The 19,931-nt window shown below is 65.1% G+C and carries 13 protein-coding genes and 1 pseudogene; 4 read left to right on the top strand and 10 right to left on the bottom strand.

Annotated elements, in window-relative coordinates:
• Positions 1–2: 2 nt before the first annotated feature.
• The 5 genes and pseudogenes from DK427_RS04360 to DK427_RS27470 form a co-directional block, all read right to left on the bottom strand.
• Positions 3–1,274: a glycerate kinase type-2 family protein gene (locus DK427_RS04360; RefSeq protein WP_109950201.1), complete on the bottom strand. Its 1,272-nt coding sequence runs from the start codon at positions 1,272–1,274 to the stop codon at positions 3–5.
• A 32-nt stretch (positions 1,275–1,306) separates the two neighbouring features.
• Positions 1,307–2,200, bottom strand: a pseudogene (gene glxR / locus DK427_RS04365) (2-hydroxy-3-oxopropionate reductase); the annotation flags it as partial.
• Between the two features lie 123 nt (positions 2,201–2,323).
• On the bottom strand, positions 2,324–3,100 hold the full coding sequence (hyi, locus tag DK427_RS04370; RefSeq protein ID WP_109950203.1) for a hydroxypyruvate isomerase: 777 nt from the start codon (positions 3,098–3,100) through the stop codon (positions 2,324–2,326).
• A 96-nt stretch (positions 3,101–3,196) separates the two neighbouring features.
• Entirely contained in the window at positions 3,197–4,984 is a 1,788-nt protein-coding gene (gene gcl / locus DK427_RS04375; protein ID WP_109950204.1) for a glyoxylate carboligase, read from the bottom strand.
• 375 nt (positions 4,985–5,359) lie between these two features.
• Positions 5,360–6,097: a GGDEF domain-containing protein gene (locus DK427_RS27470; protein WP_109950205.1), complete on the bottom strand. Its 738-nt coding sequence runs from the start codon at positions 6,095–6,097 to the stop codon at positions 5,360–5,362.
• Between the two features lie 741 nt (positions 6,098–6,838).
• Between DK427_RS27470 and thiC the strand changes: the two genes are divergently transcribed.
• Positions 6,839–8,728: a phosphomethylpyrimidine synthase ThiC gene (thiC, locus tag DK427_RS04385; RefSeq protein ID WP_109950206.1), complete on the top strand. Its 1,890-nt coding sequence runs from the start codon at positions 6,839–6,841 to the stop codon at positions 8,726–8,728.
• A 275-nt stretch (positions 8,729–9,003) separates the two neighbouring features.
• On the opposite strand, the gene DK427_RS04395 is transcribed toward thiC, so the two are convergent.
• The 3 genes from DK427_RS04395 to DK427_RS04405 form a co-directional block, all read right to left on the bottom strand.
• A complete protein-coding gene (locus tag DK427_RS04395; RefSeq protein ID WP_109950207.1) occupies positions 9,004–10,041 on the bottom strand; it encodes an urea transporter in 1,038 nt (345 codons plus the stop codon).
• A 196-nt stretch (positions 10,042–10,237) separates the two neighbouring features.
• Positions 10,238–10,744: a Ros/MucR family transcriptional regulator gene (locus tag DK427_RS04400; protein WP_109953999.1), complete on the bottom strand. Its 507-nt coding sequence runs from the start codon at positions 10,742–10,744 to the stop codon at positions 10,238–10,240.
• Positions 10,745–10,902: 158 nt separating this feature from the next.
• Entirely contained in the window at positions 10,903–11,862 is a 960-nt protein-coding gene (locus tag DK427_RS04405) for a hypothetical protein (protein WP_109950208.1), read from the bottom strand.
• A 552-nt stretch (positions 11,863–12,414) separates the two neighbouring features.
• On the opposite strand from DK427_RS04405, the gene DK427_RS04410 reads away from it, so the two are divergent.
• Positions 12,415–13,296, top strand: coding sequence for an IclR family transcriptional regulator (locus DK427_RS04410; RefSeq protein WP_109950209.1), 882 nt, complete (start codon positions 12,415–12,417; stop codon positions 13,294–13,296).
• A gap of 1,124 nt (positions 13,297–14,420) precedes the next feature.
• On the opposite strand, the gene DK427_RS04420 is transcribed toward DK427_RS04410, so the two are convergent.
• Positions 14,421–14,879 carry a MarR family winged helix-turn-helix transcriptional regulator gene (locus DK427_RS04420; RefSeq protein ID WP_109950211.1) on the bottom strand — a complete coding sequence of 153 codons (459 nt, stop codon included), beginning with the start codon at positions 14,877–14,879 and terminating at the stop codon, positions 14,421–14,423.
• A 1,041-nt stretch (positions 14,880–15,920) separates the two neighbouring features.
• On the opposite strand from DK427_RS04420, the gene DK427_RS04425 reads away from it, so the two are divergent.
• Complete coding sequence (locus DK427_RS04425; protein WP_109950212.1) at positions 15,921–16,241, top strand: DMT family transporter; 321 nt, start codon at positions 15,921–15,923, stop codon at positions 16,239–16,241.
• 375 nt (positions 16,242–16,616) lie between these two features.
• Complete coding sequence (locus tag DK427_RS04430) at positions 16,617–17,198, top strand: LOG family protein (protein ID WP_109950213.1); 582 nt, start codon at positions 16,617–16,619, stop codon at positions 17,196–17,198.
• A 313-nt stretch (positions 17,199–17,511) separates the two neighbouring features.
• On the opposite strand, the gene DK427_RS04435 is transcribed toward DK427_RS04430, so the two are convergent.
• Entirely contained in the window at positions 17,512–19,692 is a 2,181-nt protein-coding gene (locus DK427_RS04435) for a malate synthase G (protein ID WP_109950214.1), read from the bottom strand.
• Positions 19,693–19,931: the final 239 nt, after the last annotated feature.

The following is a 19,931-nucleotide window of genomic DNA, read 5'->3' on the forward strand; positions in this document are numbered from 1 at the left end:
GCTCAGCTTCTCCCGAAGACGAATACCGCGCGAAAGTCGTTTACGTTGGTCAACGTCGGTCCCGTGACGACGAGATCGCCCACCGCGTCGAAGACGCCGTAGGCGTCGTTCGCGCGAAGGCTCGCCTCGGCGTCGATCCCGAGCGCCGCCGCCCGAGCGAGCGTATCGGGCTTGAGGACGGCACCCGCATTCGACTCGGTCCCGTCGATTCCGTCCGTATCGGCGGCGATGGCCGCGATTCCGGGATGGCCGTCCAGCGCGAGGCCGAGACCGAGAAGGAATTCGGCGTTGCGCCCCCCGCGTCCGCGCTCCCTGACGGTCACCGTGGTCTCCCCGCCCGAGATGAGCACGCACGGAAGTTCCAGCGGTTCTCCGTATCCCGCACATTGGAGCGCGATGCCCGCGTGCACGATGCCGACCTCGCGCGCCTCGCCCTCGATCGCGCTTCCCAGGATCAGCGGCGTGATCCCGGCATCGCGTGCGACCCGTGCAGCTGCCTCCAACGACCTCTGTGGTGTGGCGACGAGCTTCGCCAGCGAGCCCGCGAAGCAGGGATCTCCCGGCTTGGGAGTTTCGGATTCCGGACGTGCCAGATGTTCGAGCACGCTCCGGGGCGCATCGATACGGTACCTGTCGAGGATCGCGCGAGCCTGGTGGCGCGTCGAGGGATCAGGGACGGTCGGACCGGAGGCCACGAGAGAGACGTCGTCGCCGGGCACGTCCGAAATGACCAGGGTCACCACGCGTGCGGGAGCCGCCGCCGCCGCCAGGCGACCGCCCTTCAAGGCCGACAGGTGCTTGCGCACCACGTTCATTTCCGAGATGGGCGCGCCACAACTGAGCAGCGCCCGGTTCACCGCCTGCTTGTCGGCCAAGCTGATACCCGGCGCCGGCAGCGAGAGAAGGGACGAACCGCCGCCCGAGATCAGGCAGAGGACGAGATCGTCGGGGCCGAGCCCCTGGACCTTGTCGAGGATGGCTTCCGCCGCGCGGAGGCCGGCTTCGTCGGGAACCGGATGCGCCGCCTCGACGATCGAGATCCGTCCGGCCGGAACGGCGTGACCGTACCGGGTGACGACCAGACCGTCGAGCGGTCCTTGCCAGTTCGCGTCCACCGCAGCCGCCATCGCGGCGGATGCCTTGCCGGCACCGATCACCACCGTCCGCCCGAGAGGGGCGGGCGGCAGGTTGGGAGGGATGCGGATCGCCGGCGCGGCGGCGTCGACCGCCGCGGCGAACATCCGGCTGAGTAGACCTGCCGCATCGATGGTCATCGTGATTCCCTCCCTTCGGCCCGCCCTGGGATTCAGCCTTTCGATGCGACCTCGTGGCCGGACATGATCTCCAGGGCGCGGACCATCGCGGAATGGTCCCAGGCGCGGCCGCCGTGTGCCGAGCAGGTGTTGAACAGTTCCTGCGCCGTCGCGGTGTTCGGCAGCGCCACGCCGAGTGTGCGGGCCCCCTGCAGCGCGAGGTTCAGATCCTTCTGATGGAGCTCAATCCGGAAGCCCGGATCGAAGGTCCGCTTGACCATCCGCTCGCCGTGGACCTCGAGGATCTTCGAGGATGCGAAACCGCCCATGAGCGCCTGCCGGACACGCGCCGGATCCGCACCGGCCTTCGAGGCGAAGAGCAGCGCCTCGGCGACGGCTTCGATGTTGAGGGCGACGATGATCTGGTTGGCGACCTTCGTGGTCTGGCCGTCGCCGTTCCCGCCGACGAGTGTGATGTTCTTGCCCATCAGTTCGAACAAGGGCCGAACCGTCTCGAAGGCCTTGTCCGGCCCACCGACCATGATCGTGAGCGAAGCCGCCTTCGCTCCGACCTCGCCACCGGAGACCGGCGCATCCAAGTAGTCGACGCCGTGCTCGTTGATCCGCTTGGCGAAATCCTTGGTCGCGATCGGAGAGATCGAGCTCATGTCGACGACGATCTTGCCGGGCGAAAGCCCCTCGGCGACACCGCCGGCGTCGAACAGGACGCTCTCGACGTGAGGCGTGTCCGGGACCATGACGAAGACGATGTCGGACTTTTCGGCGACCTCGCGGCCGTTCGCGCAGGCCGTGCCGCCCGCCTTCAGCAGATCGCTCGGGATCTCCGCGACGCTGTGGAGGAAAAGCGTGTGGCCGGCCGTCTGAAGATGGGCCGCCATGGGGCTTCCCATGATGCCGAGTCCGATAAAGCCGAGTTTAGCCATGTGAGTGCCTCCTGTGCGGGTTCCTCGGCAGGTCGCGTCGTGGACCTGGCGGGCCGCGTTCCGTCGGAAAGTTCGTGATCAGGCCGGTTTCGCCGCGAGTCCCGCTAGCGGGTCGTCCGGGTCGTCTCAGGCGGATTTCGGCAGCCAACCGAGGCCCGTCACCGTGTCGCTCTTGGGCTTGTATTCGCACCCGACCCAGCCTTCGTAGCCGATGGCGTCGAGATGATCGAACAGGAAGGGATAGTTGATCTCGCCGGTTCCAGGCTCGTTGCGCCCCGGATTGTCCGCCAGCTGCACGTGAGCGATCCGATCGAGGTTTCGATCGATCGTCTTTGCCAGATCACCCTCCATGATCTGCATGTGGTAGATGTCGTATTGCAGATAGACGTTGTTGGAGCCGATGTCGGCGATCAGCCCGAGGGCCTGCTCGGTCCGGTTCAGATAGAAGCCGGGAATGTCGCGTGTGTTGACCGGCTCGATCAACAACTTGATGCCTTCGCGCTCCAACGCGTCGGCCGCGAAGGAGAGATTGTCGACGAGCGTGTCTCGCAGGAGACCGTCGTCCACCCCCTTCGGCGTGATCCCCACGAGGCAGTTCACCTGCAGGCAGCCGAGTTCCCGGGCGTAGGCCACGGCACGATCGACGCCTTCCCGGAACTCCTTCTTGCGCTCGGGCAGGATCGCGATGCCGCGCTCGCCCGATGCCCAATCGCCGGCGGGCAGGTTGTGCAGAACCTGAGTCAGTCCGTCGTCCGCGAGACGCTTGGCGAGCTCGGAGGCGGGGAAATCGTAGGGAAAGAGATACTCGACCCCCGAGAACCCCGCCTTCCGAGCGGCGGAGAACCGCTCGAGGAAGGGCACTTCGTTGAAGAGCATCGTCAGGTTGGCGGCAAATTTGGGCATGGGAGGCCCTCCCGTCTACGGCGGCGAATGTTCTCGAAACCCGGAGGTGACCGAGGTCGGCCCTCCCCGGGCGATGGGCTTCGTGGCCCCCGACGATCAGGGGTCGACGGCCATTTCCACGTTGTTCGCGATCGACAGGTTCGGATCGAGGCAGAGGACTTCCTCGAATTCGTTGACGCTGTCGACCTCGGTTCCCATCGCGATGTTGGTCACTCGTTCGAGGATGAATTCCAACACCACCGGCACCTGGTGTTCGCGCATCAGTTCCTTGGCCCGCGAGAAAGCGTCCTTGAACTCGTTCGGGCTCTTCACGCGAATGGCCTTGCAGCCGAGACCTTCCGCAACGGCGACGTGGTCCACGCCGTACCCGTCGATCTCGGTGTTGTTGATGTTCTCGAAGGCGAGGCTGACCTCGTAGTCCATCGAGAAACCGCGCTGCGATTGCCGAATCAGGCCGAGGTAGGAGTTGTTCACGACCACATGCAGGTACGGCAGCTTGTGCTGTGCCCCGACGGCGAGTTCCTCGATCATGAATTGGAAGTCGTAGTCGCCGGAGAGCGCGACCACCTCACGGTCGGGATCCGCCGCCCGCACGCCGAGAGCTGCCGGCAGAGTCCAGCCGAGCGGCCCGGCCTGACCGCAGTTGATCCAATTGCGGGGCTTGTACACGTGGAGGAATTGCGCTCCCGCGATCTGCGACAGGCCGATAGTGGTCACGTAGCAGGTGTCGCGGCTCAGGATCTCGTTCATCTCCTGATAGACGCGCTGGGGCTTGAGCGGAACCTGATCGAAGTGCGACTTGCGCAGCATGTTGTTCTTGCGATGCAGGCACGTTCCGGCCCAGGCGGTGCGGTCCTTCAGTTGTCCCGCGTCCCGGCGCTTCTCGGCTTCCTCGACGAGGAGGGTGAGCGCCGCCTTCGCGTCGGAAGCGATCCCGAGGTCGGGCCCGAAGACGCGTCCGATCTGTGTCGGCTCCACGTCGATGTGGACGAACTTCCGACCCTTCGTGTAGGTTTCGACGGATCCCGTGTGGCGGTTCGCCCAACGGTTGCCGATTCCGATCACGAAGTCGGAGTCGAGGAAGTTGCGGTTGCCGTAGCGGTGGCTCGTCTGGAGCCCGACCATCCCGGCCATGAGCGGGTGGTCGTCCGGGATCACGCCCCAGCCCATCAGGGTCGGGATGACCGGCACGCCTGCGGCTTCCGCAAAGCGCACCAGCAGGTCGCTCGCGTCGGCATTGACGATGCCGCCGCCCGCCACGATCAGCGGGCGTTCGGCCGCGTTCATCATTTCCAGCGCTCGTTGGATCTGCGCGCGGGATGCTTCGGGCTTGTAGACCGGCAGCGGCTCGTAGAGTTCGTCGTCGAACTCGATCTCGGCCATCTGCACGTCGATCGGCAGATCGATCAGCACCGGACCCGGCCGGCCCGAGCGCATCACGTGGAAGGCCTGCTGGAACACCTGCGGCACCAGCGCGGGCTCGCGCACGGTGACCGCCCATTTGGTGACGGGCTTGGCGATCGTCTCGATGTCGACGGCCTGGAAATCCTCCTTGTGGAGCTTCGCCCGCGGCGCCTGGCCGGTGATGCAGAGGATCGGAACCGAGTCCGCGATGGCGGCGTAGAGGCCGGTTATCATGTCGGTGCCGGCCGGGCCCGAGGTCCCGATGCACACGCCGATGTTGCCCGCCTTGGCCCGGGTGTAGCCGTCGGCCATGTGCGAGGCGCCCTCGACGTGGCGCGCCAGAATGTGACGTACCGTATTGCGGCTCCGAAGGGCGGCATAGAATGGATTGATCGCCGCCCCGGGCACACCGAAGGCGCAGGTCACGCCTTCCTTTTCCATGACGCGAACGGCAGCCTCGGCGGCTCTCATCTTGGCCATGCCAACACCTCCCTTGAAATCAGTTGTTGCGGCCCATGTTTCGAGCAACGCCCCCTGACTCTCAAGAAGCTTCCGACGCATTTCCGTTGTGTGGAAACGATCGGAAAAGCGTCGAGTTGGCAGTGACATAGCTTGGGATACGGCCTGGAAAATCGCGATCCCTGGTGCGGCGGTCCGCGATGCGCCGGTCGTCGGTCGCGCGGTCGCTAGAAAGCATCCCGCCTCGGGCGGCGCTTGCTGCGAGCACTGACGCGTCGTTCTCGTTCGTGGTCGGTGGCGGCTGGTACTGCGGAGGCCGCGTGTCTCGCGATCGCTCGGGTTGGCGACAGGGGAGTCCATGCGCGCGCCGCTCGCGTCTGCCTCATCGAGAGACGATCAGGCCGCGGGTCGGGTTGTTCTGCAGACGCGATCGCGCCCTTTTCGTTTCGCGGCGTAGAGAGCCCTGTCGGCGCGATCCAGCCACTCGTGGGCGACCTCCGTCGTCCGATGGTCACCGCCTGCCAGTCCGACGCCGAAAGTGAGCACTCCGCGAGGGTGGTCGGCATGCGGGATGGCTTCGGTCGCGACGTCCCCTCTCACCGATTCCCCCGGAAACAGCGCTCTCTCCTCGGCACAGGGGGCGAGCATCGCGAATTCCTCCCCACCGATACGGAAGGCGCCGCCCCCGGATCGGCGCGCGTGCTCCCTGAGTGTGCGGAAGCGTGGGCGGGGACGAACCGGTGACGTCGATTCCGATCGGTGCCCGGAGGATGCTCTCCACTCCGGGCGATGCGGCCCTATCTCCTGGATCCCGTCCGGGTTCGCGGCAATAGCGATCCGGAAGAGATCTTTCGGAAGGTGTACGTCATGCGGATGATGGCCTTGGGTTTCGCGATAGGGATGGCCGCTGTGTCGTGCGGTGCCGTGGACGCCGTTGCCCAGACGACGGCCGCACCCGCCGGCTCGATGGCGGCCACCGCCCCCGGAGGCACTGTAGGTCAGGCAGGTGCCCGCAACCGTCTGGAGGCGATCCGTAGCGGGAATGCCATCGCCGTACCGAGGGGAAAGCGCTACCGTTCTATGCGCCGCGCGCGGTAGTTCGCTGGATTTGGCGCGCCGATTGTTCCATGCCAACGGCAGGATCGTCGGTGACGAGGCTGGCTCTGGCGGGCTTGCCTCGTCACCCGCGCAGGATCTGGTGCCGGCCTGAGGCCAGGAGCGGCGTTTTCGGATCGGACGTCGTAGATCCCTGGGCCGCGCACGGGGCGTCCATCGTTCCGACCGCCGACCGTGAAGGTCACCGCGGCTACGATTTGGCGAAACGTCCAGGATCCTCGAGGGGAGCGGTACGGACGAGCGCGTGTTCGATGTGCAGCGAGATCAACGCTCTGCTTGGCGAGACGCCGGGGCATCGCAAGCCCTCGTCAATGAGCGGATCTATCGATAATTTCCGATGCAGTCTCCAGATATCCGAAAGAACACCAATCGTACGAAGTCCATAAGACTTTGGTGCATAACGTGCTTGGGAAAAATCCATAATGAGCGGCGCGGATTGAATTTTTGAAAGTATAAGTGTTGATTCTGCTGTATCTCGCGGTCGATGCTGTCGAATGGATAGGCGCGGCACGTCGGTAATGGGGCCTGCTTTTCGAGCGTGCTTCTCGTTGACAGACACCAGCGAACAGTCGAGGTTCGACGTACGAGAGGGGCGTACTCGGAAGGATGGCGACGACATCGGTCGCCCGTTCCTCATGGCCCGATCCCGATCCTGATGTTGTAAGTGCGAAAGTCGAAGGGCCACATTGTGGAGCCGATTTCGCCGGCACGCGTCGTTCGGGGGCCGGATCGCTCCGAGGAACCAGGAAGAGATCCACGATGAACGCACCCGTCCTGCCCAAAGTCGTGAAGGGCTCGCCTGAGAGCGTCACCACCGGCCCGGTCCACGGCTCGCGCAAGGTCTACGCTCCGGTCGCGGGCCGCGACGACATCCGGGTGCCGTTCCGCGAGATCGCCCTGACCGATCCGAACGAGGCGCCGGTCCGCGTCTACGACCCGTCGGGCCCCTACACCGAGACGGACGCGGCGATCGACCTCGCCGCCGGCCTGCCCCAGGTGCGCGAGCCCTGGATCGCGGCCCGCGGCTACGCCACGGCCGAGCCCCGCGCGGTCAAGCCCGAGGACAACGGCTTCGCCGCCGCCGACAAGCTCGTCGCCCCCTGCCCCGCCGAGCGCACGCTGCGCAAGGCCGCGCCCGGCCAGATGGTGACGCAGTACGAGTTCGCCCGCGCCGGGATCATCACCGAGGAGATGATCTACGTCGCCCATCGTGAGAACCTCTGCCGCGAAGAGATGCTGGAGCGGGCCGAGGCCGCGCTCGCGGACGGCGAGAATTTCGGCGCGGCGGTGCCGGCCTTCATCACCCCGGAATTCGTGCGCGACGAGATCGCCCGCGGCCGGGCGATCATCCCGGCCAACATCAACCACACCGAATTGGAGCCGATGGCGATCGGCCGGAACTTCCTGGTGAAGATCAACGCCAATATCGGCAACTCGGCTGTGACCTCGTCGGCGGCCGAGGAGGTCGAGAAGCTGGTCTGGTCGATCCGCTGGGGCGCCGACACGGTGATGGACCTCTCGACGGGCCGCAACATCCACAACATCCGCTCGTGGATCGTGCGCAATTCCCCCGTGCCGATCGGCACCGTGCCGATCTACCAGGCGCTGGAGAAGGTCGGCGGCGACCCGCTCAAGCTCGACTGGGAGGTCTTCAAGGACACGCTGATCGAGCAGGCCGAGCAGGGCGTCGACTACTTCACGATCCACGCGGGCGTGCGGCTCGCCCACGTGCCGCTCACCGCGCGCCGCGTCACCGGCATCGTCTCGCGCGGCGGCTCGATCATGGCGCGCTGGTGCCTCGCGGGCCACCGCGAATCGTTCCTCTACGAGCGCTTCGACGAGATCTGCGACATCATGCGGGCCTACGACGTCTCGTTCTCGCTGGGCGACGGGCTGCGCCCCGGCTCGATCGCGGACGCCAACGACGCCGCGCAGTTCGCCGAGCTCGAGACCTTGGGCGAGCTCACCAAGATCGCCTGGGACAAGGGCTGCCAGGTGATGATCGAGGGCCCCGGCCACGTGCCGATGCACAAGATCAAGGTGAACATGGAGAAGCAGCTGCGCGAGTGCGGCGAGGCGCCCTTCTACACCCTCGGCCCGCTGACCACCGACATCGCGCCGGGCTACGACCACATCACCTCCGGCATCGGCGCCGCGATGATCGGCTGGTTCGGCACGGCGATGCTCTGCTACGTCACGCCGAAGGAGCACCTCGGGCTCCCGAACCGCGACGACGTGAAGACGGGCGTCATCACCTACAAGATCGCCGCGCACGCCGCGGATCTGGCCAAGGGCCATCCGGCCGCCCAGCTGCGCGACGACGCCCTGTCGCGGGCGCGGTTCGACTTCCGCTGGGAGGACCAGTTCAACCTCTCGCTCGATCCCGACACGGCGCGCGCCTACCACGACGAGACCCTGCCGAAGGACGCCCACAAGGTCGCCCATTTCTGCTCGATGTGCGGGCCGAAATTCTGCTCGATGAAGATCACGCAGGACCTGCGCGCCGAGGTGCTGGCGATGGAGGAGGCCGGGGCGGTGATCCACGCGGCGCCCGTCATGTCCGAGGCCCAGCGCGAGGCCGGCATGAAGGCGAAGTCCAAGGAGTTCCTGGCCGAGGGCGGCAAGCTCTACGTCGACGCCGCCGAGTAGGCGGCGTGCTGGCCAAGGGCGACCGGGACTGACTTACGAGGGAGCTGCGGAACGGCTCGGCTGCCAAGCGGGGACCGTGAAAACTCGTGTCAGTCGTTCGCGGCACCTCCTCGCGAACTCGCTCGGTTTGGACGACCGTACCCCGCCGGCGGGGGGCTCAGGCATTGCGTCGGCAATATCGTGTGACGACTGCGCCCGCTGAAGCGGGCGGCTTCTCAGGACAGCCATGCCGCAACCCCGCCTGCTTACGTCCTGACTTCGCGTTCCTCGGCCCTTCAGCCTTTCGGTCGATGGGCAAACGGCCTACAGGATGCCGAAAGTCGCTCGACCGATCGACATGCCCAAACGGTCAGGACGAACGGCAGTGTCAGGATCGGCAAGCCAAAACCGGCGAACGTGTTGGCTGCACCGGCGTACAGGCCGGTCGTAGCGATCGAAGCGACGACCACGAGCGATACCCGCGCGAAGTCCGTCAACCGTGTCGAGCCGCCCAGGGCGATCGCGGTCAGTGCGGCGTTGTACCCGTAGAGGCCGTCCCGTACGGCGGCCGGATCGGCGCCGAACGACCATGCCGTCGTCAGGCCGATGACACTCCCGATCAACGCCCAACCGCACGCGGGCCCGGATGTCATCCTCAAGGCGATCAGGATGACCATTCCCATCCAGGCGTTTCGCACAAGGAGAATCTGCGACAGTCCGTCGAGTACGCCCATCCATACGTCCGTCGGCGACAGACCGATCGAGCTACTGGCCGCTACAGATATCCGGTCGTCAAGTCGGATATGAAGCGTTCGATCGAGGTGTTCGGACAGCGCCGATACGAACCATGTCGCGACCACGAAAGGTGATGTGAGTATGCCGCTCCAGGCTACCGAGCGGCGTTTGAGACACACGATCCCGGACGTGCAGAACGCGACCGTCGCGACGATCCATGCGGCAAGCGTGGCGTCATGCTCCAGGCGACCGCCTAAAGCGATGGCGATGAGGACCCCGTTGAAACCGTACAGCCCGCTTCGCAAATCTCCGGATGGCGATCCGAAGAGTTTCGCGATGGTCGACGCGGTCGCAGCGCCGAGTATGGCGCAGAGGCCGTAAGTTGGGGCGACGCAAAACAGACCGATCATGACCACGAATCCGCAAGACGATTCGCCTTGCAGAAACACCTGTCCGAATGCGGTCGGTATCGATGCCGCGATGCATGAGATTCGGGTTCCAGGTCGGGAAACTCGGGCGGCAGACGTCAGTTCGCCCAGTATCGTCATGCTCCGATCCAGATCTGGCGGACGTCCTCGTGAGCGTAGGATTTCGGTCATCACGAATTGCCGGACGTCTATCGCTCACGAAGTGCGTAAAGCCACGAAATGTCGTCAGTTTCGTTTCGCCAGCCGACTGTCGAATCACGTCGATTGACCGTTGCGTTCCGCCGACGTGTCGCCGGTTCCGTGGCGAGCCGACGATACGTCCCGCGCGAGCGACCCGCGTGGTTTCGATTGTGACCGGACCGCAACGTCATCGATCGGCTTGTTTCGGCGTGCCCGCCTCATCGATGGCGGACTCCGCACGGCGTTCGATCGGGTTCGGGTCACCGCCGCTTCTTTTGGCCACTCTCCCGAGTCCGGAAGATCGCGCCATGATGCTGCGCCGAGCCGAATACTCCGGTGCGACGATCGGGTAGTCGAACGGCAAGCCGTAACGCTTGCGATAGTCGTAGGGGGTCAATCCGTGTTTCGAGAGATGGCGTTTCAGGACCTTGTAGGTCTGTCCGTCGATGAACGACACGATACCGTCGCCGGCCAACGATCTGCGGATCTGGGCGGCCGTCGGCCTGTCGATCGGGGAGCGCGATTTTGCGGTCGGTCGCTGCGGTTCGCGGACAGCCGTCAGCGCCGTATGGATCGAAACGATCAGGGCTTCCAACTCCGAGACGAGGAGCGCGTTTCGGCTGACGTATGCCGTCACGATCCTAGCTGTCAGGTCCGCACGGCGGGGAGTCGTACGTCTCGCGGCTTCTCCCACTGTGATCCTCTCGAAAGTCGGCAATCCGCGGATCCGCCGTCGATACGCCTCTCGCGATCGGAGGCGGCCGAGGTCGGTTTGTGGTTGCGATAGGACGTCGCCCGCGGCGAACGCCTGACTCGGGCGCGTTGTTGGTCGGCTTGGTGGGGCAGAAAACGTCAGGGTGCGTGAAACGCGAAACCGGCCAGGAAAGCCTTCTCCTCTGTATTGATCGTATTCCTCGGGTTGTTGCCGAACTTGTTCAGCCAGTATTGGAAACCTACGAAGGCGTCGATCTTGTTGGGTTGGCCGTACACCAATTTTCCGACGTCGAGCACGAGGTTCGTCCGCGACAGCCACTCCGTCTTGGTCTGGAACTGGTTCAGAGTGCCGTATGACCCCTTCGGCAATATGACGTTGTTGAAGCCCGCGATCGATATCGGAAGCCCGGTGAACGCGAGCGGGAAACTGAACGCCATCTCGAATTCGGGAGCCCACTTGTATTCGACGCTGCGGAAATCTCCCAGGCCGAACCCGTTACGGTTCCACTCTTTCGAAGCATGCACGCGGACGTTCAGGAAGCCGACGGGCACGTCGATCGCGAAGCTCAGACCGGCCACGGCGAGCCGTTTCTCCGGGCCGAAACGGGTGTCTTTCGTGTTGAGGTCGGCACCATAGGACAGCGCGACGTCCTTCACGAGACCGGAGACCGCGAACGTCTTCGTGTCGAAGATTTTGTTGAAGCTCAGCGTGCCGCGATAAAGTCCGTATACCTCGGTCGCACCCTGATCGGGGAAGGATTGGAATTTACTCCCTGCCGGATCCTGCGATCCGGACTTCAGGATGTCGACAGAGACCAGATTCGTTCCGTACGCCCATGTGTTCGTGTGGAACACGTTCAGGACGTTTTTCGGAATGCCGCGTCCCTCCAGTTGGCCGTTCGCGTTCCGCACGGATACCCCCGGTTCGGCGGCCGGGAAGACGTATCGGTAGCTCACCTGAGTGTCAGAGAAGATGAAGAACTTGGGCTCAAGCGTCTCTTTGGGCATGTCGGCCGCCGTCTTCGCCGGATCCGCCGCGAGGCAACCGGTCGACGTGGCCATGGCCAACAGGAGGCCGAGTGTGAAACGAGCGCCCATGGTTTCCCCCAACACGTTCCGTCCGAGCCCGCGCGTTATCGCGTCTGGGCGCCACGCCCGCGTCGAGCCACGCGGCCGGGCATACGAGTTCGCGTCACCGCATCCGGTCGACGGCAAGCTTTGTCGCCTGACCTGACGCGGCGATGCGGATCGCCGATCATGTACGCCGCCGTTTTGCGCCCTCATCCCAGATAGGGTTGGTGCCGCCTTCGTTTCCGGAGCGTGGCCAAGAGAGATCCGACGTGTTTGTTTATCTCTTCCGCCTGGAGTGCGTCGTATCCTGCCGGGAATACTTTGAGGACTCAACTTATTTAATGTTCCAAAAATTCCGGAGGTCTTTCGAATCCGTTGGCATAATCGACCCGCTCATCCACGTGCGGATACGCGTATAGTCGTTCGAAAGTACCGTCCCGCCCAGCGTCCCGCGGACGGAAATCGTCGGCGTCCGGGATTCTCGAACGATGTCCCGGTGTCGGCCGCGATCGTGAGCGGTAGAACGTTCGTTGCGAACGTCACTCCGCCCGCTCGGACGTCGGAGGAGGCCAGGTCACCATGCGCAAACCGATCGATCGACGCTCCCGTCCCAAGACTCCCGTCCGCCCCGAACCCGACGACAAGAGCGAGCGCACGAGTTCGGTCCAATCGGTCGATCGCGCTCTCAGCGTGCTGGAAGTTCTGGGAGAGGACGAGGAAGGCTACCGCCTCACGGATCTCGCGACGCGGACGGGCCTCTCCCCATCGACGATCCATCGCCTGCTCACCGCGCTCGAGCAGAGACGCTTCGTGCAGTTCGACCAGTCCGACGGCATGTGGCACGTCGGGCGGCGGACTTTCGCCGTGGGATCGGCCTTCGTGCGACGCCGCAATTTCGTCGCGCCGGCGCTGCCGATCCTCAGGCGCCTGCGCGACCAGACGCGCGAGACCGCCAATCTGGCGATCATCGACGAGGGCGAGGTCGTCTTCCTGACGCAGGTGGAGAGCCGAGAGATCATGCGGGCCATCACCCGTTCGGGCGGCAGCGTCCCGATGGTTACCTCCGGGGTCGGCAAAGTCATCATGGCGACCTACTCCGACGAGGACGTGGCAGCCATCGTACAGCGCTACGGCATGCGTCGCATGACACCGAAATCGCTGACCCGGGCGAGCGAGTTGCGCGAGGTTCTCAGGCGCATTCGCCGCGACGGCTATGGTATCGACGACGAGGAGTACATGATGGGATTGCGTTGCGTGTCGGCGCCGATCTACGACGCGCAGGGAGAGGCCCTGGCGGCCATCTCGATCTCGGGTCTGACATCGAGGATGACGGACGACCGACTCGAACGGTTGGGACGCCTCGTCAGGGACGCCGCACACGAACTGACCGAAGCCCTCGGGGGCATCACACCTCTGTTCCCAGGGGATGAAGTCTCGACCGCTCCCTCGGCTTTTGCCTGAGCGCATCGACCTGCGCCGCGATTGCCGTGGACTTTCGCCGAGGCGGTGGGGCGGCCAAATCGTACGAACGCAGCCCGATCGAGCGCCATCACGTGGCCGCCGCAATGGACCGTGGAGGCGAAGTACCCGGTTCTCAGGTGGCTTGGTCGTGCCCGATCCTGTAGGAAACCGACGCTTCGCCAGGTCCCGGTGGGACAGGAGTGGAGCGTGAGCGCGACCCATGTCTTGCCGCCACAGATACAACCCCGCACATGGACGGCAGTCCGATGGGGCGCCGTCGCGTTGTCGAAAATGGCTCCGCTGGCCTAGCGAGTTGCCCCGAGCGGCGAATGACAACGGTTGGCGGACCATCTCGCTGGTGATCTATGTCGGCGGCGCGTTCTTCGGTGTTCTCGGCGCCCTCTGCCTCGTGCTCGCTCTCGTGTGTCATGCCATTCCGTGGCGATGTCCGATCGGTGGCGATGTCACCCGCTTGGACGGTCATCGCCCTGGTAATCGAATCTCGCGGCGAGGAGATACCCCTGTGGAGCGGGATCAAGTCGGCTCGGTCCGCAGGGGAGCTCCGGCAGCGATCATACCGCTCCCGATACACGGATCGGGGCGACGCGACGACGAGACCACTCTCGTTCCCGATATGCGTTCCTGGCCACGTGACGGAGACCGACATCGCTTGGTGTCCGGAGGCCAAGACGTCGTCGCGGCCACGCTTGAGCACGGCTCGGAGAAACGCCTCATCCCGTGGTACGGAATGCGTCCCGGATACCAGCTATCCTGACGTGGGCGAGCGAGATGCGCGAGGTTCGAACGGATCTGTCGCGACGACCATGACATGGACGACGAGGAGTACGTGGCGAGGACGCGCCACGTGTCGGCGCCGACCCACGACACTCCGGCGAGACCCTGACCATCATCGCGATCCGCGATCAGCTCACGCCCGTCTTTTCTGGCGACGAGACGATGCGCGGAGACCACGCACCGAACGATCGTCGCGACATCGAGGCCGGCCGCGAGGCCGCTGGGACGCCGAGCGAGGTTTTGCTGCCCCGCACCCGTGTGGCTTCCTTCTTCCGACGCATCGATGGCATACCGACCGTGTGCCGTTCGAGACGCGATGACGCATGTCGTCAGCCGTTCCTCGGATGAGGGGCGGTCCTTAGCTGCTCGGTGATTTGCATGATCCGAGACCGGAGCTCTAGGACCGGCTCGACCTTGCCGCCCAGGGAGCAGATCATCGCCTTTCGGATCTGTCCGGCGAGAGGGCGGAGCTTGTCACCATCTTCGGTCAGCTCGATGTGAACGCTGCGCTCGTCCACCTTACTCCTCACGCGACGCAAAAGGCCGGCGGCCTCCATGCGCTTCGTCAGCGGTGTCAGTGTGCCGGAGTCGAGCTGGAGCGCGTCGCCGAGGGCCTTCAGGCTGAGGCGACCTTTTTCCCACAACACGAGCAGGATGATGAATTGTGGGTAAGTAAGCCCATGGGGCTCGAGGAGTGGTCGATAGGCCGCATTGAACGCGTGCGAGGCCGCATAGATCGCGAAGCAAAGCTGCTTGTCCAAGTGAGCGAAATCAGCGCCTTCGTCCATGATCGTCCTCTTGCCACCGACCCGCAGGATCCCTGGCCGCTATGGCTGAGTTGTGAAACTTCCTACCGGCCGTCGCATATGCCAGGAACGCCGTTCGGAAACTCGATGCCGCCACCCCCGCCCTGCGAGGTGGACGATCCCGAAGCCCCGACCGCATCGCGGGCGCCCGGCTCGACAATTCGCATGGTGACAGCCAGAGGCAACGATCTCCTCCGGAGCGGTTCGACACCACATTCTGAAGAGGGCTGCTTCGACGCGGGCGTCGGCTCCAACGCCGTGCACCTACTCGTACACGACAGCCTCGCTTTAAACCACCAGATCATTACGTCACCGCTTACCGAAGTTGATGGCCGAACGACGTTCCCCGAGCGGGCCATGGATACCGAGCAGGTCACGACCGATCGGCGGTTCAATGCCTCCGTGCGAAATATCGAGCTGCGCCATGAGCGAAACGCAGGGCCCAGACGCGCAAGCCGCAATTGTACGCTGTGGTTCGAGTTGGCATACCAGAGGGGCGGGAAGGCGAGCTAGTCGCAATCCAGCCGCCCTTAACGGGGCGTTTCCTCCCAAGACTTCGGGCCGCCCCCATAGGGTGGCCTTTTTTCTTCGGGTCGTACGAAAGAGCGCATGCGGTCGTTTTCCGTCCCGGGGGAATGCTGGAGCTGGGGCACGGTTGGCGCTTGCGAGAGTGGCGATTGTACTCGGGATGCCCCTCCGCCAGACGGGCGGGTCTTGCACGAGCGGGCGGACGCCGTGTGGCGCCTCCGGGGCGATGGATATTTCACGCGGGGTTATAGTCGTGGTCGTGTTCGGCTCCTCAGACTATCCTCCAGGATCCTCAGGCCAAATATTTCAGGCTTCCCATCGAACGGGCGACGACTGTCGGAACAGTGCCGACTGGTACATCGGACACGGTGGACACCCGTTCAGTCCCGGGTTAGGAGCGCCGGGCGTTACGATACATGACTCGTTCGCTCGAAGCGGCCTCTTTCGGGTTTCCGGCCGCGGCTTCTCTCGCCGAGCCCGCATCAGGAACATACCATGGCGTGGCTCGTCCTGGGCATAGCTGTCGTGACCGAAATCGTATGGGCACTCAGCCTCAAATGGGCGGCCATGCGCGGAAGCTGGATCGCCTCTACGGTTCCGATCTCCCTAAGCTTCCTGAACATGGGATTGTTGGCGCTGGCCATGCGGGGTTTGCCCGCGGGTACCGCCTATGCCGTCTGGACCGGCCTTGGTGCCGTCGGTGTCGTCATCTGCGGTGCAGTCTTCCTGGGCGAGAAAGTCAATGGGATGCAAGGGGTGTTCATGGTCTTGACCATCGCCGGTGTCATAGGGACCAAATACTTCGCGCAAGCTTGATCGCATCGCGCGATTGTCGAGCAGGCTTTCTCGAGACCGGGTAAGTGCTTCGTTGGGGATCCAAGAATAGCCGAGCGAGCTTTCGTTGGGGCGTCCCCACGGCGAAGGTACTCGACCGGTCAGGCGAGGCTGACGCCGCGATTGCAGAAGACCTCGATATGTTGCCGAAGGCCAACGTTGTACAAGTCTCGAAATTCCCGCGGCATGGCGCCGAGGGTTGCGTCTCATGTACGGTCGGGCCTGAGCCGGGGTGTTCGTAGGAACGTAGCGCCAGGCGCGAATCGGACATGCTCTGTTCCGGATGGCGACGATGGGAGCGCTTGACCGTCGCCTGAAGGTGACGGTCCCCCGCTGAATCATCCATGGGAGAGTCGAATGCGGTTGTGCGTCTTTTGCGGGTCGAACGACGGCTTCGAACCCATCTATCGCGAGGCCGCCTCGCGATTGGGACGGACGCTCGCTTTGGAAGGCATCGGCTTGGTCTATGGCGGCGGCCGATCCGGTCTCATGGGAACTGTGGCGGATGCGGCGCTAGCTCACGGAGGCGAGGTGACTGGCGTCATGCCGGCTGCTCTCGTGGAAAAGGAGGTCGCGCATCGAGGCCTGACCGACCTTCGTGTGGTCGGATCGATGCATGAGCGCAAAGCGCTGATGTCGGATCTCGCCGATGGAGGATACGTCGGTCTCCCGGGTGGTCTGGGCACGTTCGAGGAGTTGTTCGAGGTTTGGACTTGGGGGCAACTTGGGTATCACAGGAAGCCTGTCTCAATCCTCAACGTCGCCGGCTTCTACGACGACATGCTGCGTTTTCTGGACGGTGTCGCCGCAGGCGGATTCCTGCGTCAGCCCCACCGAGACATGTTGATCGTCGCCCGTGAGCCCGAGGAACTGCTTCGAGCGTTGCGTGCCTACGATCCGCCGAATTTGACGAAGTGGCTCGGAAGAGGGGAGACGTAAGCGCGTCGGTCGCCCGAGCGAGCGCCGTCGGCGGCGTTCTTGTCATCGCGAACGACGGTCTGCCCGGCGAACAGGGGTTTTCGAAGCCGGCGGAGGCGGTCCACTGCACGATCGTCGATCACAGCGCCCGCTCCGTCATACTCCTAGCGGTTCCCGCAGAGGCTCGCCGGGCGCACTCAAGGTTTCATGTCGCGATCCGGTCGTTTCGGGAGGGGCGATCGTTCGATCCACCGAAAACTCCGACCCATAGGTCGAAGTTCGATGTCGCAATCTGCGTCCGATGCGGAGATCGGAAGCGCCCGAACCGTTGGTCTCAAGCAGCTAAAGCGACCGACGTTCCACTCTTCGCCTCGCGGCGGCGGGCGGTCAGCACCCACTCGGTGTAGCCGTTGGGCTGCGCGCGGCCCTTCAGGACGAGATCGCAGGCCGCTCGGAAGGCCGGGCCGTCGAAGGCCGGCGCCATCGGCCGGTAGAGCGGGTCGCCCGCGTTCTGGCGATCGACCACCTTGGCCATGCGCTTGAGCGTCTCCATCACCTGCGCCTCGTCGACCACGCCGTGGTGCAGCCAGTTGGCGATGTGCTGGGAGGAGATGCGGAGCGTCGCCCGGTCCTCCATCAGCCCGACATCGTGGATGTCGGGCACCTTGGAGCAGCCGACCCCCTGGTCGATCCAGCGCACCACGTAGCCGAGGATGCCCTGCGCGTTGTTGTCGAGTTCCTGCTGCACGTCGTCGGGCGCGAAGTTCGAGCGGGCGAGCGGCAGTTCCAGGATCTCGGCGAGCGCCGAGCGCGGCCGCCGCGCGAGTTCGAGCTGGCGCGCCCGCACGTCGGTCTCGTGGTAGTGGAGCGCGTGCAGCGTCGCGGCGGTGGGGGAGGGGACCCAGGCCGTCGAGGCGCCGGCCTTCGGATGGACGCCCTTCTGCATCAGCATCTCGGCCATGGCGTCGGGGGCCGCCCACATGCCCTTGCCGATCTGCGCCCGGCCGAGCAGGCCGCAGGCGAGGCCGACATCGACGTTGTTCTCCTCGTAGCCCTTGATCCAGGCGGTGGCCTTCATGTCGTTCTTGCGGATGACGGGGCCTGCCTCCATCGCCGTGTGGATCTCGTCGCCGGTGCGGTCGAGGAAGCCCGTGTTGATGAAGACCACGCGCGAGGCCGCCGCCTTGATGCAGGCGGCGAGGTTGACCGTGGTGCGGCGCTCCTCGTCCATGATGCCCATCTTCAGCGTGTCGGCCTCCAGGCCTAGCATCGCCTCGACCCGGGAAAACAGCTCGACCGCGAAGGCGACCTCCTCGGGCCCGTGCATCTTCGGCTTGACGATGTAGACCGAGCCGGTCCGGCTGTTGCGCAGGCCAGATTCGCCCCGGAGATCGTGGATCGCGATCATCGCGGTGACGGCGGCATCCAGCATGCCCTCGGGGATCTCGTTGCCGTCGGCGTCGAGCACCGCGTCGGTGTCCATGTGATGGCCGACGTTGCGCACCAGCATCAGCGAGCGGCCGGGCACCACCACCTCGCCGCCGCCGGGCGCGATGTAGTGCCGGTCGGGGTTGAGGCGCCGCTCGTGGGTGCGGCCGTCCTTCTCGAAGGCCGCCGCGAGCGTGCCCTTCATCAGTCCGAGCCAGTTGCGGTAGACCACGACCTTGTCGTCGGCATCGACGGTGGCGACCGAGTCCTCGAGATCCATGATCGTCGAGACCGCGGATTCGAGCAGGATGTCGGCGACCCCCGAGGCGTCGAACCGGCCGATCCGGTGGGTGCGGTCGAGGACGACCTCGATGTGCAGGTTGTTGTGGCGCAGCAGCAGGGCCGAGGGCATGCTGGCCCGGCCGCGATAGCCCGCGAAGGTCTCGGGGCGGGCGAGCGGCACGGTCTCGCCGGTATTGAGGTTGCCCACGAGCCGTCCGTCCTCCACCGCGTAGGTGACGACGTCGGCGTGGCGGCCGCCCGCCAGCGGCACGGTGCGGTCGAGATAGGCGCGGGCGCGGGTGACGACGCGCGCGCCGCGGGTGCGGTTGTAGCCGCCGCCCCGGACTGCCCCGCCCTCCTCGGAGACCGCATCGGTGCCGTAGAGCGCGTCGTAGAGCGAGCCCCAGCGGGCGTTCGCGGCGTTGAGCGCGTAGCGGGCGTTCGAGACCGGAACGACGAGCTGCGGCCCGGCGATCTCGGCGATCTCGGCATCGACGTTGCGGGTCGAGACCTCGACGGGGCCGGGATCGGGCAGCAGGTAGCCGATCTCGCGCAGGAAGGCCTCGTAGGCGGCCGGGTCCGCCGGCTTGCCGGCCCGCGCGCGGTGCCAGTCGTCGATGCGTGCCTGGAGCGCGTCGCGCTTGGCCAGCAGGGCGCGGTTCTTCGGCGTCAGGTCGCGCACCACGGCGCCGAGGCCGCCCCAGAACGCCTCCGGCGAGATTCCCGTCCCCGGCAGTGCCTCCGCCACGACGAAGTCGTGCAGTACCCGCGCCACCGCGAGACCGCCCACATTCACTCGTTCCATGACCGTTCTCCTAACGGCAGCCCCGGCGAGCGTCGTCTTCCGCAAACGCTCTGACGTCCCGGCGGCATCGGCGGGGCATACATCTGTAAATTCGTCATATGACCGGCGCATGCTTCACGATGGAGAGGGTCTCGTACCCTCCGGAAGGGTCGTGCAGGACCGCCGTTCGAGGACGCTCGATATGCGCTCGCGGGGCGTTCCGTAACCCTCCTCAGTAACGATTGTGCCGATCTGATCGA

The sequence above is a fragment of the Methylobacterium radiodurans genome, assembly GCF_003173735.1.
Taxonomy (GTDB): Bacteria; Pseudomonadota; Alphaproteobacteria; order Rhizobiales; family Beijerinckiaceae; genus Methylobacterium; species Methylobacterium radiodurans.